Origin of the sequence: Ligilactobacillus sp. RTP31139st1_D10_RTP31139_211217 (assembly GCF_040226755.1) — a bacterium.
GTDB lineage: Bacteria > Bacillota > Bacilli > Lactobacillales > Lactobacillaceae > Ligilactobacillus > Ligilactobacillus animalis.
In genome coordinates this window covers 1-13,840 of the sequence record NZ_JBCOAR010000017.1, presented here as the reverse complement: position 1 = coordinate 13,840, position 13,840 = coordinate 1, and the positions used below count along the sequence as shown (strand labels likewise).

Below are 13,840 nucleotides of genomic sequence, written 5' to 3'. Positions count from 1 at the left end.
ATTAGCCATTCTTACACATAAAACACACTTAACCAATTACTGATGTCATAAAAAGCTGAAATATAAATGGAGGTGATATCAATGAACAAGAGACAAATTACATCTGCCCTCTTGTGTTTGGGTCTATTATTGGTTGCTGGTTGCTCTGATCAATCAAGTAATAAATATGATGCAAGTAGCAGTAGCAAGGCTAAATCAGAACGTCTTGTCAAAGAATCATCGAAGAAAAAAGCGTCTGAAAGCGAGCAACAAAAACGAGACAGCCAATCCCAAGCTGACAGTGCGTCTATTGAACAAAATGAGATCGATGCTGATAATGCTTTTGCTGAACTTGAAGCTGCAACACAAGAAAGTTCATCAGCCACTGAAGATCACACTACTTCAAATAGTGAACAACAACATCAGGCAGGCTCTCAACCATCGAATGGTGAATTACCACCGTTTGACGGTACGTTAACAGATTTTCTTAATAAATACGGAATGACCCCTGCTGCATACAAAGTTCAACATTTTGGTATGACTCCGATGGAAGCTCTGCAATCTACTCCAGATATTTTAGAAATTTCCGGAGAGATTCAAACTGAAGGCGGATATTAATCAATGATTGTGAGGTTTTAAAATTGAATGATCAAAATAGTAATGAACCAAAATTTTGGAAAGGTGATTCAGTAAAAGGTTTTGTTTATGGCGCTTTTGCAGGTTTAATAACTGGTATTTTTAACATCAGTTTATGGAACATTCCACATTTAGGGCTTATCATTTTCGTTGCAATTTGGCTGCTTATCGGCACTAACCCTACTTTCAAAGATAAGCGATCACCAGAAGAAATCAAACGCGACCACGAACAGCACCTTGAAAATATGAAGGAAGAAAAAATTGCAAAGGCAAATGCTAAAGCTATCAAAAAGCAAGCTGCTACTGAGAAACTAGATATGCAACTCAAGAAAAATGAGCTCAAGTTACAAAAACAACAGCTTAAAAATAGCACTAAAATCAAATGCTCAAAATGTAAAAGCACCAATGTTCAACCCCTTGGCGTACATAAAAAAGGCTTCTCTGTCGGTAAAGCAGTAGGCGGTGCTGTTTTGATCGGCGGTTTGGGGACCATAGCTGGATTTGCAGGTAAACGAACGAAGAAAACTGATTTTGTTTGTTTGAAATGTGGTAAACAATTTAAAAAATAGCAATTATTCTTGACCCGTCAATTCGACGGGTTTTAAAAAGCAGCTAAAAGGAACGTACATTCGAGAAAAGAGGAAGATTTATGTGGATGGAAAAAAGAAAAAGAAAAAATGGCACTAGATACCTATTTGCTGAGCGTTATATCGATCCATTAACTGGCAAAAACCAAAAAGTATCTGTCACTCTTACAAGTAACTCTAATCGCGCTCAAAAAGAGGCTAGTATGCTTTTAAATAAGATGATTGAGGACCGCTTAAACAAAACTAAAACCAATAATACAAAATTAACATTTTCAGAGCTATATGACGAATTTTTTAAGCTCAAGAAAAAAACTGTGCGTCCTTCATCAATGAGAGTCTATAACGCCATCGGAAAAATATTGAAAAAATACTTTAAAGATGACTACTTGATAGAAAACATCAACACTAGAATTATGCAAGATTTCTTTAATTCGCTCGATTATTCTAATGAATACCTAAAATCTATTAAAGCGTTGGTTTCTGAAATGTTTAGCTATGCTGTTGAATTGCAATATATTGATCGCTCCCCTGTTCAATTTGCACGGATTCCGTATAAATCTAAAACCATTCATGACATCCAAAAGACTCAAAATAAATACTTAGAAAAAGATGAAGTCGAAAATCTGTTAACACATCTCAATCGATTCAAACGAACTCGTCCTACTGCGCGTTTGGCAGAGTTCTTATATTTGACTGGTATGCGTATTGGAGAAGCCACTGCGTTAAAAAAAGAAGATATAGATTTGGAAAATAAAGTCGTTCATATCACTGGAAGTATAGATATTTCTAAAGGATATAAATTGGCAGAAAAAGGACTTACCAAAACTGATACTAGCTTTAGGGATATTTATCTCACAGATCGAGCTATAAAATTACTAAAGACATGCCTAGCTGAAAACAAAATAGCCATGAAAGGCACTGAAACTTATAATGATCGTGGATTTATTTTTACCACTTGGTCAGGTACACCGATACAAGTTAATTCTTTCAATCGGACTTTGAAACATGCAGCCCCCTTAGTTGGGATCTCAAGCGATAAAACTGTGACTTCACATATTTTTCGGCATACACATATCTCTATCCTTGCTGAAAATAACATCCCACTTCAAGCCATTATGCAACGAGTAGGACATAAAAACTCAGACATTACACAGGAAATATATACGCACGTAACCAAAAAGATGAATAAGCAAGTTCTAGCAAGCTTAGAAAGTTTAGGACTTTAACGATTTTTTCTGCCCACTATTTGCCCACTGGATGTATTTTTTCCATAAGTACAAAAAAAGAACCCCTGATAGATCAAGGGTTCTAGCGTTAAAATAAGCGAATGTTATTTAACTTGGCTCATAACTTCTTCTACAAAGTTATCAGCTTTCTTTTCGATACCTTCACCAACTTCGTAACGAACGAAGGCTTTGACCTTGCCGTCCTTAGAAGCCATGAATTTAGCAACTGTCAAGTCTGGATCCTTAACAAATGCTTGGTCATCCAAAGCAACTTCAGCAAAGAACTTGTTCAAGCGACCTACAACCATCTTTTCGATGATGTTTTCTGGCTTGCCTTCGTTCTTAGCTTCTTCAGTTAAAACTGCTTTTTCGTGTTCTACTTCACTAGCAGGCACTTGGTCGCGGTTAACGTACTTAGGATTGATAGCCGCAACGTGCATTGCAACGTCTTTAGCAGCCACTTCATCAGCACCTTCAACAACAGTTAAAACAGCGATCTTACCACCCATGTGTAAGTAAGCACCGAAGTTTTCGTTGTCAGCTTTTTCAACCAATTCAAAGCGACGCAATGTGATCTTTTCACCGATAACTTGTGTAGCTTCGATGATTTCTTCGTTGATCGTACCTTTGTCAGTCTTGATAGCCAAAGCAGCTTCTAAATCAGCTGGTTTGTTTTCTGCGATCAAACCTGCAACACGTTTTACAAGGTCCTTGAATTGTTGGTTTTGAGCAACAAAGTCTGTTTCAGCGTTGATTTCAACAACTGCAGCTGTGTTACCTACAACTTCAACATCAGCTAAACCTTCAGCAGCAACACGGTCGCTCTTCTTAGCAGCCTTTGCCATACCTTTTTCACGCAAGAAATCAATAGCCTTGTCCATGTCGCCATCAACAGCAACTAAAGCTTTCTTAGCATCCATCATACCTACGCCAGTTTTTTCGCGTAATTCTTTTACTTGAGCAGCAGTAACTTTTGCCATAGCCTAGTGGCCTCCTTAGAGTGATTAATTTGGAGTACTTTTGGCATAAAAACCATGGTGTATCCAAACCATAAATTTAAAAAAGGCCATCTCAAGACTAAGGCCAAAATGCCTACCTAAAACCTGAGACAGCCTAAGTTTATTAACTATTCAGCATCTGTATCGTTGTTGCCTTCAACAACTTCAACGATTTCTTCGATGGATTCAACTTCTTCGCCGTTAGCAGCTTGGAAAGTTTCTTCTGAAACAGGTGCATCATCTTCGCCTTGACGACCTTCGATGACCGCATCTGCCATCTTAGATGTGATCAAACGTACGGCACGGATAGCATCGTCGTTTGATGGGATCTTAACATCGATTTCATCTGGATCAGCGTTTGTGTCGACCATAGCAACGATAGGAATGTTAAGCTTTTGTGCTTCCTTAACAGCGATACGTTCCTTGCGAGGATCCACGATGAACAATACATCAGGGATACGTGGCATATCTTCAATACCACCAAGGAATTTTTGAAGACGATCGCGTTCTTTGATCAACAAAGCAACTTCTTTCTTAGGTAACACTTCAAATGTGCCATCTTCTTCCATTGCTTTGATCTCTTTCAAACGTTTGATACGTTTTTGGATCGTGTTCCAGTTTGTCAAAGTACCACCTAACCAACGATGGTTTACGTAGTATTGACCTGCACGTTTTGCTTCTTCTTCGATCGCATCTTGTGCTTGTTTCTTTGTACCAACAAACAAGATAACACCATCGTTAGCAGCAGCATCTTTCATAAAATCGTAAGCATCGTCGATCAACTTAACAGTTTTTTGTAAGTCGATGATGTAGATACCATTACGTTCTGTGAAGATGTACTTCTTCATCTTAGGGTTCCAACGACGTGTTTGGTGACCAAAATGTACACCAGCTTCAAGTAATTGTTTCATGGAAATAACAGCCATTACAATTAACCTCCAAAATAGTTTTTATTATCCTCCCCTATGTTCAACGATCAAAAAACTCAAATGAGCACTCTTTTGACCATCGCATAAGGTGTGAATTGTACCTTTATAGGCACTCTTGATATTATAACCTACTCCTAGAGCAATTGCAAACGTTTCTGTTAAAAAATCAAGCTTATTTTGTTTGAACTAAAGTCGGGGCCGTTCCAGTCTCGATCACTGATTTAGCCGAATCTAATGAGATATTGACCATATTTTCAACAGCTATTTCAGTGTAAAAGGCAATGTGTGGCGTCATCACAACGTTATCTAACGCAACTAACTCTTTGAACAGTTCATCTTCAACACCCGTTTCATTTAAATCGTGGTTAAAGATCGGTGTCTCAAATTCATACGTATCTAAACCAGCACCACCTAATTTGCCACTCTTCAAAGCTGCAAGTAAAGCATTAGCATCGATCAAAGAACCGCGCGCAGTATTGATGATATAAGCGCCATCTTTCATTTTTTCGATCATTTTAGCATCGATCAGATGTCCATCTTTGTCAGAGCCTGGCATATGCAAAGTCAACACATCGGCTTTAGCCACTAGATCTTCTAGCGTATCAACATAGATACCTTCACTTTCCAATTTAGGATCATGATAGGGATCAAACGCCAAGATCTTAGCACCAAAGCCCTTATAGATATCGATCGCAGCTTTACCGATCCGCCCCGTGCCAACGATCCCGATCGTCAAAGCTCTGATCTCTTTACCAACAAAGGGAGCCCAGCGATAATCATTGGAAGCCATTCGCTTGCGGAAAATATTTTGATTACGCAACAATTGTAGTAAGATCGTTACTGAAAATTCAGCGATCGCATTAGGCGAATATGCCGGCACATTAGTTACCGTGATCCCATATTTCTTAGCTTCAGCTAGGTCTAGATTATCGACCCCGACATTTCTGATCGAAACATCTTTGACACCATAACCAGCCAAAGTCTTAAAAAGATCCGCTGGATACGTCCCAGTCTGAAAGCTGATAACAGCATCATATCCCTTGGACAAGCTCAAATTTTCGGACGTAACTTCATCGGCAACTAATTTTATTTCAATATTATTTTTTTGAGACCAATTTTCAAAATAAGCACGTTCATCTTGACGTACATTATAAGCAATAAACTTCATAACGAACTGCTGCACCAAATGTGACTCCAAATGAAGAAATGCAGCCTTCCTTTCTTGAATTTTAGCTAACTTTTCTTGATGATCTCACATTTTAACTTCAAATCTAAAGTTAGCACTTCAACTCTTACTATAACATAAGTCTATCTTAACAAATATTTCTCAGCTACTCCATGTTCACGCAAATAGCTTTCCTTTTGTTGGCGTGTTAGTTGTTTGAACGCATATTCTTTTTTAAGTGCTAAACTTTTAGTCGCAAATTGCTCATGGTAGATCATTTTCACCGGGCGCCGAACACGGGTATACTTAGCTCCCTGTCCACTATTGTGAGTCATTAAACGCTGTTTGAGATCAGTCGTAAAGCCTGTATAAAAAGTAGCATCCGCACAGCGTAAAACATAGAAAAAATACTGTTTACTCTGCTGTTCCATATAAAATTTCCCTCATCTCCGGTGTATATTCATCATTTGCCTGATAAACTGTGATCGGAGGCATAAAGCGCAACCCGCCTTTGCGTCCATCTTTGATCGCTTCGACTAAGACCATATTAGCTTCACGACCTGCTTTAGGATAGACTAGTTGGATCTTCTTAGGAGCTAGCCGATTTTTTTGCATGCATTCAAAGATCTCCCACAGTCTATCGGGACGATGAACAAAATAAGCTTTACCTTTAGTTTTTAAAAGTGCACTACTCATTTCGATCGTTTGAGCTAAAGTCACCGTGATCTCATGGCGGGCCAATGCCAGATAAGGGTTAGGATTTTTTTTGCTAGTTGGAAGATCCGAAAAGTACGGGGGATTACATGTGACCGTATCAAAGCTATCTTTTTTCAAATGCGTCAACGAATCGTTTAGATCAAGATTCAAGACAGTCAGCTGTTTTTCTAAAGAATTTAATTTAACACTACGTTCAGCCATTTCAGCTAATTTAGGTTGGATCTCGACAGCCACGATCGAAGCTTTAGTTTTGTTTGTCAAAAATAGACCAACTGCTCCATTTCCCGCACAGAGATCGACTACTTTGCCATTTTCTTTTTTTGTTGGCTCGGCAAAATGGGCCAGTAACACTGCATCCAAAGAAAAAGAAAAAACTTTTGAGCTTTGAATTATTTTGATATCGTTAGCGTATAACTGGTCGATCCGTTCATCTTCTCTCAATTCGATTTTATTCAAATCAAAACACCTTCTTTTACTCTTTAACGTGACTTGCAATTTTAAGATAAATTTAGCATACTAAAAAATGTATAATAAATAAATAGCGCTGTCCAAGTATTGAAGCCACTTGAAAGTTAAACTGTGAGCCGGCTAGCAGCAGCGCTATCTAAGAAAGGAAGGCTATAGAACTTTCAAATATCTCACAGTCTATAGCAGTAAATACCATGTTTTATTCATTTATTCGAGGCCTAGTTAGGTTTCTTGTTTATCTGATCAACGGTAAACCAAACTTTGAAGGCAAAGAAAACTTACCTTCAGGAAATTATATTTTGGTTGGCCCACACCGCACTTGGTTTGATCCCTTGTATTTTGCCTTAGCAGCTTCTCCTAAAAAATTCAGCTTCATGGCAAAAGAAGAACTTTTCAAAAATCCAATTTTGCGGTTTATCCTAAAACATGCCAACGCTTTTCCAGTCGACCGAAAAAATCCTGGTCCCTCTGTGATCAAGACCCCAGTCAAGTTGCTTAAAAAAAGTGATCTTTCTTTGATCATGTTTCCTTCTGGGACTAGACATTCACAGGAAATGAAAGGGGGCGTCGTTTTGATTGCTAAAATGACTGGTGTCCCGATCGTTCCTGCCGTTTACCAAGGGCCCTTGACCTTAAAAACACTCTTTAGCCGTAAAAAGACAACTGTTCGCTTTGGTGAACCGATCTACGTTGATCGCAAAACTAAATTGACCGATGAGACCCAAGCAACGATCATCAATGAAATGGAACAAGCCTTTACCAAACTGGACAAAGCGATCGATCCAAACTTCCACTACATCGATCCTACAACAAAAAAATAACTAAAAATAGGTTGGACTCGCAAGTCACAACCTATTTTTAGTTTTAAATTACTTTTTAGACATATTTTGCTTCATTGAAGCCATCATTTGATGAAGTTTCTTTTCAGAAGGCTTTTGCCCCATCTGAATCATCATCGTCCGCAACATCTGTTCATTGATCGGCGGATTTTTCTTCAAATAGTCTTCCATGTACTTACGAGCAGCAAAGAAACCACCAACAAAGCCAAGGATAAGCGCTAAGACTACAAGTACGATCCAAATTCCAGTAGACATTTCAGCACCCCCTTCTCATTATATTCATTCAACTACTTATTCTACACAAGTTATCCTTAAAAATAAAGCGTTAAACGACTTTAATTATCACGCAAACCACGTTCACGTTGGATCTTTTTGACCTTTTCTGGCGTAACTTCATTGCCATCTTTATCGTAGACTTGTAACATTTCTACGTGACTACGGAAGTTTTCTCTAAACATCGCTAAGTAAGTCTTACGCAATTCTTGTTGTTCTTCTTTTTCAGCTTCTGTTAGCGTGCCTTCTTTTTTCTTTTTAGATAATTCATTGATGCGATCGATCAGTTCTTGGGGGATCGCACCTTTTTTTGCTTCCGTCGTTTCTGACGCTTGTTCTAATTTTTCGTCTTTTTCCATGTTAAATTCCTCTTTTCCAAGATGATCTATCATTTATATTCTATCTCAAAATTTTAAGAAAGTCATTAACTTAGTCACTTTCTCTAGATAAAGCAAACGCTTGTTTGTAACTGTTGGTTTTCTATGTTATAATTACCCTATAAAAATGTATTGAGGTGTTCAAAATGACAAAAGCATCCGAAAAAAGACAGCTAAACATTTTGCGTTTTATCTACAATACAGTTGAGAGCAAAGGTTATCCACCGACTGTACGCGAGATCTGCCAAGCAGTCTCCCTTTCTTCGACCTCAACTGTACACGGTCATTTAGCACGCTTAACTAAGAAAGGCTTTCTTAAAAAAGATCCTACTAAGCCACGGGCAATGGAAGTTACTCCAGCTGGTCTAGACGCTTTGGGGATCAAAACGACCTTAAATGAGATCCCCGTTGTCGGAACGGTAACTGCAGGGATGCCGATCTTAACCGTTGAAGAAACAACTGATTATTTCCCATTACCACCTAATTTAAGCGATGCCAATGATTTGTTCATGTTGAACATCCGTGGTGAAAGCATGATCGATGCTGGGATCTTAGATGGTGATCAAGTTATCGTTAGAAAACAATCTGCTGCTGACAATGGTGATATCGTGATCGCCATGACCGAAGACGATGAAGCAACGTGTAAGCGATTCTACAAAGAAGACGGATATTTTAGATTACAACCTGAAAATGAAACGATGGATCCGATCATCTTGGATAATGTCGTAATTTTAGGCAAAGTCATTGGGCTCTACCGTGATATGATCTAAAGTCAATATTTTAGCAACTAGGAGTTTACCGACTTCTAGTTTTTTTATTCAAAAAAAAGATGCCTCAAAGTGCATCTTTTAGAACTATTTACTTGCCTTAGCCATTTTTAGCAATTCTTCTGCATGTTCTAGCGTCAAAGTCGTGATCGAAGAACCCGATAACATTCGGGCTAATTCTTCGATCCGTTCCTTATCGTTTAAGATCGTCAGCGAAGTTTCAGTCCGACCATTAGCTACATGCTTAGCAATAAAGTAGTGATGGTCTGCCACAGCTGCGACCTGTGGTAAATGCGTGATACACAACACTTGCGAATTAGTTGCGATCTGACTGATCTTTTCTGCGATTGCCTGGGCGACGCGCCCACTGACTCCAGTATCGACCTCATCGAAAATAATACTCGTCACACCCTTATTTTGGGCAAAGATCGTCTTTAGCGCGAGCATGATCCGCGACAATTCACCACCAGAAGCGATCTTTGCTAAAGCGCCCATTTCTTCTCCGGGGTTAGTTTGAATGTAAAATTCGACCCGATCAAGCCCAGTCTCAGTCAATTGCCCGTTCTCTGGTAAAAAACGTACTTCAAAAACAGCTTTATCCATATAAAGCGCACTTAATTGCTGATGGATCTCATTTTCAAGGCGTTTAGCAGTCTGTTTGCGTAACTCGCTGATCTCTAGTGCTAATTCTTTTGCCTTGGCGTGAGCTTCTTTGACCTGTTCGACTTGCTGCTCTAAGTTTTCATCGCTTTGTTGCATCGTTTCAAGCTCGTGTTTTATCTTATCGTAATAAGCCAAGATCATTTCGATCGAATCACCATATTTACGCTTGAGCTGATGGATCGTTTCGAGCCGTGCCTCAATTGAATTTAGCAGTTCTTCATCCCACTCCAGATCACTTAATTGCCCTGAAACTTCATGTGCTGCATCTTGCAGATTATAAAAAGCATCAGAAACCTTTTCGTAGATCGCGGCTAATTCAGAATTGAACTCAGCCACATCTTCTAATTCACTCATGACATTTCCTAGAACGCTCATCACATCTAATTCTTCACCATTTAGTGCTTGATAACTCATCTCTAAGGCGTGATGGATCGTTTGATAATTATCTAATTGATGTTTTTGTTCTTGGAGCTCTTCTTCTTCGCCCTCGTGTAACTGCGCCTCACTGATCTCATTAACTTGAAATTGTAACATATCGAGTCTTTGAGCCCACTCATGCGCATTTTTCTCGCGTTGCTCCAGTGCTTGCGAAAGGCGACGATAATTGGCATAAAGTGCCTGGTATTGTGTCAATTTAGCTAGGATCTCAGGCTGATAATTATCAACTAGGGCTAAATGGCGCTCAGGATCCATCAATTCTTGATGCTCATTTTGTCCGTGGATATCGATCAAGGTTTGCCCTACCTGCCGTAATGTGCCCAAATTAACCAAAACACCATTTATCCGGCAAACATTTTTACCACTGCGATAAATATCGCGTTGTAAGATCAAAACGTCATCTTCACATTCGATCCCAAATTCATCTAAAAGCTCATATGTGCGCGTCGCTTTAGGAATGGTAAATTGCCCCTGGAGTAACGACTTATTAGCTCCCTTGCGGATAAAATCACTCGAGCCACGTCCACCTGCTAGTAGTCCTAAAGCATCAATAATAATAGATTTACCAGCCCCTGTTTCACCAGTCAAGACCGTCATATTCGTTCCAAAATCAACGGTCAACTGCTCAATAATTGCAAAATCACGGATCATTAATTCTTGTAACAAAGTACTTTCCTGCTGTTGCTAAGAGTAACAGTTTTTCCTTTCCCAAAATCTAAAAGTCCTATTTATCATCGATCAAAGCCAATAATTTACGCTCGATCTGCAATGCATCCTCATTTGAGCGTGCAAAGAGCATGATCGTGTCATCATCGCCTAAAGTAGCAAAGACTTCATCATAGTTCATTTGTGAGATCAAGCTCGAAAGCGCTGGCCCATTACCAGGCAAAACTTTGACCATACATAGATCACGGTGACAGTCAGAAACAAGATAGGCGTCACGCAAAACTTTCCTTAGTTTTTTTTCGGTATTATCCTTCTTGGTAGTCGGTAAACTATACCGATACGATCCATCTGGCGTTGGGACTTTGATCAACTGCATCTCTTTTACGTCACGTGAGATAGTAGCTTGAGTCACTTCAACTCCCTTAGCTGAAAGGAGACTAACAAAGTCTTCTTGCCGATAAATCGCATTATCCTGGATCATTTTTTTAATAATTCGTTGTCTATCTTGTTTTCTCACTGAGAAATCATCCTTCCTACCTACTTATCTTTTTGATGAAGTAATGTTTGATGGGCTTGTTTGATCACCGCACTTGGATCGACATTCGCACTGATCGTTGCAGTCTCTGAGGTTGAACGCAAATGAACTAAAAATTCAATATTTCCTTCACCACCCGTGATCGGTGAAAAATCAAGGTCTAAAACATCATAGCCTGCTTTGACAGCAAAAGCGATCAACTCTTGGACTACTTCTAAATGAACCTTTTCATCCCGAACGATCCCATGCTTACCGACCTTTTCACGCCCCGCCTCAAATTGAGGCTTGATCAAAGCCACCACGTCTCCGCCCGGCTCCAAGATCGCATGTAAAGTCGGCAAAATAAGTTGTAAAGAAATAAAAGAAACATCGATCGTCGCAAAATCAGGGCGTCCAGCAGTAAAATCTTCTAATTTACTGTAGCGAAAGTTAGTATTCTCCATCACAACGACTCGCGGATCTTGGCGCAACTTCCAAGCTAATTGATTAGTTCCCACATCGAGAGCATAACTCAACTTAGCCCCTTTTTGTAAGGCGACATCAGTAAAGCCCCCCGTAGATGAACCAATATCAAGGACTGTCTTATTTTTGGTACTTAGTTTAAAGACTTTGAGCGCTTTTTCAAGCTTTAAGCCACCACGACTAACATAAGGCATTTTTTTACCCTTAAAATGTAATTTGACACTTGGATCGATCTTTTCACCTGGTTTATCTAAGCGTTCTTCATTTTCACCTAAGATCTCGCCTGCCATAACTGCACGTTTTGCTTGTTCGCGTGTCTCGAATAGACCCTGCTTGACCAATAATACATCTACACGTTCTTTTTTCATACTTACATCCTTACTTATAATTTAAAATACTCTAGCACTTGACGCAAAAGAGAAGTCTCAAAACCACTTCCGGCTAAAAACTCAAGTTGATCTTTTGCTTGTTCCAACGTATCAGCTAGCGCTTGCTTAGCTCCCTCTAGTCCTAAAAGGCGCGGATAAGTATTTTTATTTTCCGCCACATCCTTATTAGCTGTCTTACCCAACTCGGCAGTCGTCGCCGTTACATCTAAAATATCGTCATAGATCTGAAAGGCTAGACCAAATTTTTGGCCAAAAGTAACTAATGCCTGCTCTTGTTTTGGGGTCGCTCCACCTAAAATGGCACCGGCAAAACAAGCATACTCCAACAATTGTCCGGTCTTGTTTTTATGGACTTGCATCAACTCAGCTAAAGTCAACGTGGTCTTTTCACCTAAGATATCACTGGTTTGGCCTGCGACCATCCCATTTGCCCCTGCAGCTTTGGCGAGTTCAGCCACCAAGGTAACACGTTTTTTAGGTGACAGCTTTGTTTTAGCTATCCAACCAAAAGCCTCAGTTAAAAGGGCATCACCTGCTAAAACCGCTATATCTTGACCAAAAACTTTATGATTTGTCGGTTTTCCCCGTCGGAGATCATCATTATCCATCTCAGGTAGATCATCATGGATCAAAGAGTAGGTGTGCAGAAATTCTAAACTTCCCGCCACACTCAAAACATCTGGATCGATCTTTTTGCCTAAACTTTGACAGATCAACATGATCAAAAGCGGTCTGATCCGCTTACCACCCGCTTCAAGCGAATATTGCATAGCTGCTTGTAGCGTCTTATTCTCAGTAAATTGCGCCAAGTAATGTCGCATATGCTGTTCAAGCAAAGGGATCATTTTATTTTGAAAAGTTGCTAACTGCATTTTTCACTCTCTAGGTATGGGATCATCAAGAAAACCTAGATTCCTTCCTTGTTTACTTTAACAGTATTGCTCCCATCAAATTTCTCACAATACACAGCTAAATCTCAGTCATTGTTTGCTTCAAAGACGACTTCTTGACCTTCTTCGTTGATAACTTTGGTCAGAGTATCCTCGGCATTTTGGAGGGTCTCTTGTAATTTTTTACTCAAAGCTACCCCTTTTTGGAATTGTGCTAGCGCTTCTTCTAAAGGAACATCGCCTTGCTCAAGTTTGCCTACGATCGCTTCTAACATTTGTAATTCTTGTTCAAAAGTTAAATTATTTTCTGTCATTTTTTCTTCATCCCATCAATTTTAGTAACTTTAGCCTTCACACTACCATCGCTCAAATGCAATTTGATCTCCGAACCGACCGTCAGATCAGATGTCTTTTTGATGATCTTTTCATCCGCTGTGACGTAAGAAAAGCCACGTCCCATGACACGTAACGGACTCAACATATCCAAGGCATTAGTAGCCTTTATCAAACGTTGCTCCCTATCACCAACATACTTTTCCGTTGCCCGGAATAGATCTTTTTTGAGTTGTACCACTTGTTGTTTATGCAAGTTGATCGTATCTTTTGGCGAAGAACTCTGCAAACGCGTCATCAACTCCGAAAATGACTTTTCTTTTTGATATAACTGTTCCCGGTAAGCCTGTTTGAGTCGATTCTGGTAACCATCAAGCTTTTGAAGGTAGCCTTCATACAGACGGTTTGGTTGCATAAAAACGTAAGAATTTTGCAATTTTTGTAGCCGTTGGCGGCGTAACTTCAGCATAGCTTGATAACTTTGGATCAAGCGCAACTTATCT

General features: G+C 39.5%; 18 protein-coding genes. 5 read left to right on the top strand and 13 right to left on the bottom strand.

The window, feature by feature from the left end; genetic code table 11:
- The first annotated feature begins 81 nt into the window (after positions 1-81).
- The 3 genes from ABT996_RS09125 to ABT996_RS09115 all read left to right on the top strand — a co-directional run bounded on the left by ABT996_RS09125 (position 82) and on the right by ABT996_RS09115 (position 2,428).
- Entirely contained in the window at positions 82-597 is a 516-nt protein-coding gene (locus ABT996_RS09125) for a hypothetical protein (protein ID WP_035447958.1), read from the top strand.
- Between the two features lie 23 nt (positions 598-620).
- Positions 621-1,184, top strand: coding sequence for a hypothetical protein (locus ABT996_RS09120; RefSeq protein ID WP_225361391.1), 564 nt, complete (start codon positions 621-623; stop codon positions 1,182-1,184).
- Between the two features lie 80 nt (positions 1,185-1,264).
- On the top strand, positions 1,265-2,428 hold the full coding sequence (locus tag ABT996_RS09115) for a tyrosine-type recombinase/integrase (RefSeq protein ID WP_035447956.1): 1,164 nt from the start codon (positions 1,265-1,267) through the stop codon (positions 2,426-2,428).
- A 104-nt stretch (positions 2,429-2,532) separates the two neighbouring features.
- Here the strand turns inward: ABT996_RS09115 and tsf are convergent, their stop codons facing one another.
- The 5 genes from tsf to ABT996_RS09090 all read right to left on the bottom strand — a co-directional run bounded on the left by tsf (position 2,533) and on the right by ABT996_RS09090 (position 6,693).
- Positions 2,533-3,408, bottom strand: a complete 876-nt coding sequence (gene tsf, locus ABT996_RS09110; RefSeq protein ID WP_035447954.1) for a translation elongation factor Ts — start codon at positions 3,406-3,408, stop codon at positions 2,533-2,535.
- 146 nt (positions 3,409-3,554) lie between these two features.
- Positions 3,555-4,352: a 30S ribosomal protein S2 gene (rpsB, locus tag ABT996_RS09105; protein WP_035447953.1), complete on the bottom strand. Its 798-nt coding sequence runs from the start codon at positions 4,350-4,352 to the stop codon at positions 3,555-3,557.
- A 175-nt stretch (positions 4,353-4,527) separates the two neighbouring features.
- Positions 4,528-5,523, bottom strand: coding sequence for a D-2-hydroxyacid dehydrogenase (locus ABT996_RS09100; RefSeq protein ID WP_035447950.1), 996 nt, complete (start codon positions 5,521-5,523; stop codon positions 4,528-4,530).
- Between the two features lie 140 nt (positions 5,524-5,663).
- Positions 5,664-5,951, bottom strand: coding sequence for a GIY-YIG nuclease family protein (locus ABT996_RS09095; protein WP_010688961.1), 288 nt, complete (start codon positions 5,949-5,951; stop codon positions 5,664-5,666).
- Entirely contained in the window at positions 5,935-6,693 is a 759-nt protein-coding gene (locus tag ABT996_RS09090; protein WP_010688959.1) for a tRNA1(Val) (adenine(37)-N6)-methyltransferase, read from the bottom strand. The genes ABT996_RS09095 and ABT996_RS09090 overlap by 17 nt, the downstream gene beginning before the upstream one ends.
- Before the next feature lie 206 nt (positions 6,694-6,899).
- On the opposite strand from ABT996_RS09090, the gene ABT996_RS09085 reads away from it, so the two are divergent.
- Positions 6,900-7,526 carry a lysophospholipid acyltransferase family protein gene (locus tag ABT996_RS09085; RefSeq protein WP_035447947.1) on the top strand — a complete coding sequence of 209 codons (627 nt, stop codon included), beginning with the start codon at positions 6,900-6,902 and terminating at the stop codon, positions 7,524-7,526.
- Positions 7,527-7,574: 48 nt separating this feature from the next.
- Here the strand turns inward: ABT996_RS09085 and ABT996_RS09080 are convergent, their stop codons facing one another.
- Positions 7,575-7,799, bottom strand: a complete 225-nt coding sequence (locus ABT996_RS09080; RefSeq protein WP_004047611.1) for a YneF family protein — start codon at positions 7,797-7,799, stop codon at positions 7,575-7,577.
- 80 nt (positions 7,800-7,879) lie between these two features.
- Positions 7,880-8,176, bottom strand: a complete 297-nt coding sequence (locus ABT996_RS09075; RefSeq protein ID WP_010688955.1) for a DUF896 domain-containing protein — start codon at positions 8,174-8,176, stop codon at positions 7,880-7,882.
- Positions 8,177-8,340: 164 nt separating this feature from the next.
- Here ABT996_RS09075 and lexA point away from each other — a divergent pair, with 164 nt between their 5' ends.
- Positions 8,341-8,964, top strand: coding sequence for a transcriptional repressor LexA (gene lexA, locus ABT996_RS09070; RefSeq protein WP_010688954.1), 624 nt, complete (start codon positions 8,341-8,343; stop codon positions 8,962-8,964).
- An 84-nt stretch (positions 8,965-9,048) separates the two neighbouring features.
- Here the strand turns inward: lexA and recN are convergent, their stop codons facing one another.
- From recN to ABT996_RS09040, 6 genes are all read right to left on the bottom strand, one after another.
- Positions 9,049-10,728 carry a DNA repair protein RecN gene (gene recN, locus ABT996_RS09065; protein WP_035447944.1) on the bottom strand — a complete coding sequence of 560 codons (1,680 nt, stop codon included), beginning with the start codon at positions 10,726-10,728 and terminating at the stop codon, positions 9,049-9,051.
- A 58-nt stretch (positions 10,729-10,786) separates the two neighbouring features.
- Positions 10,787-11,245, bottom strand: coding sequence for an arginine repressor (locus ABT996_RS09060; RefSeq protein WP_035447941.1), 459 nt, complete (start codon positions 11,243-11,245; stop codon positions 10,787-10,789).
- A 20-nt stretch (positions 11,246-11,265) separates the two neighbouring features.
- Positions 11,266-12,093, bottom strand: a complete 828-nt coding sequence (locus tag ABT996_RS09055; RefSeq protein ID WP_035447937.1) for a TlyA family RNA methyltransferase — start codon at positions 12,091-12,093, stop codon at positions 11,266-11,268.
- A gap of 14 nt (positions 12,094-12,107) precedes the next feature.
- Entirely contained in the window at positions 12,108-12,986 is an 879-nt protein-coding gene (locus ABT996_RS09050) for a polyprenyl synthetase family protein (protein ID WP_035447936.1), read from the bottom strand.
- A 104-nt stretch (positions 12,987-13,090) separates the two neighbouring features.
- On the bottom strand, positions 13,091-13,318 hold the full coding sequence (locus tag ABT996_RS09045; RefSeq protein WP_010688947.1) for an exodeoxyribonuclease VII small subunit: 228 nt from the start codon (positions 13,316-13,318) through the stop codon (positions 13,091-13,093).
- Positions 13,315-13,840, bottom strand: a 526-nt coding sequence (locus tag ABT996_RS09040; RefSeq protein ID WP_349924668.1) for an exodeoxyribonuclease VII large subunit, incomplete at its 5' end; no start/stop codon positions are given. The genes ABT996_RS09040 and ABT996_RS09045, both read right to left, overlap by 4 nt.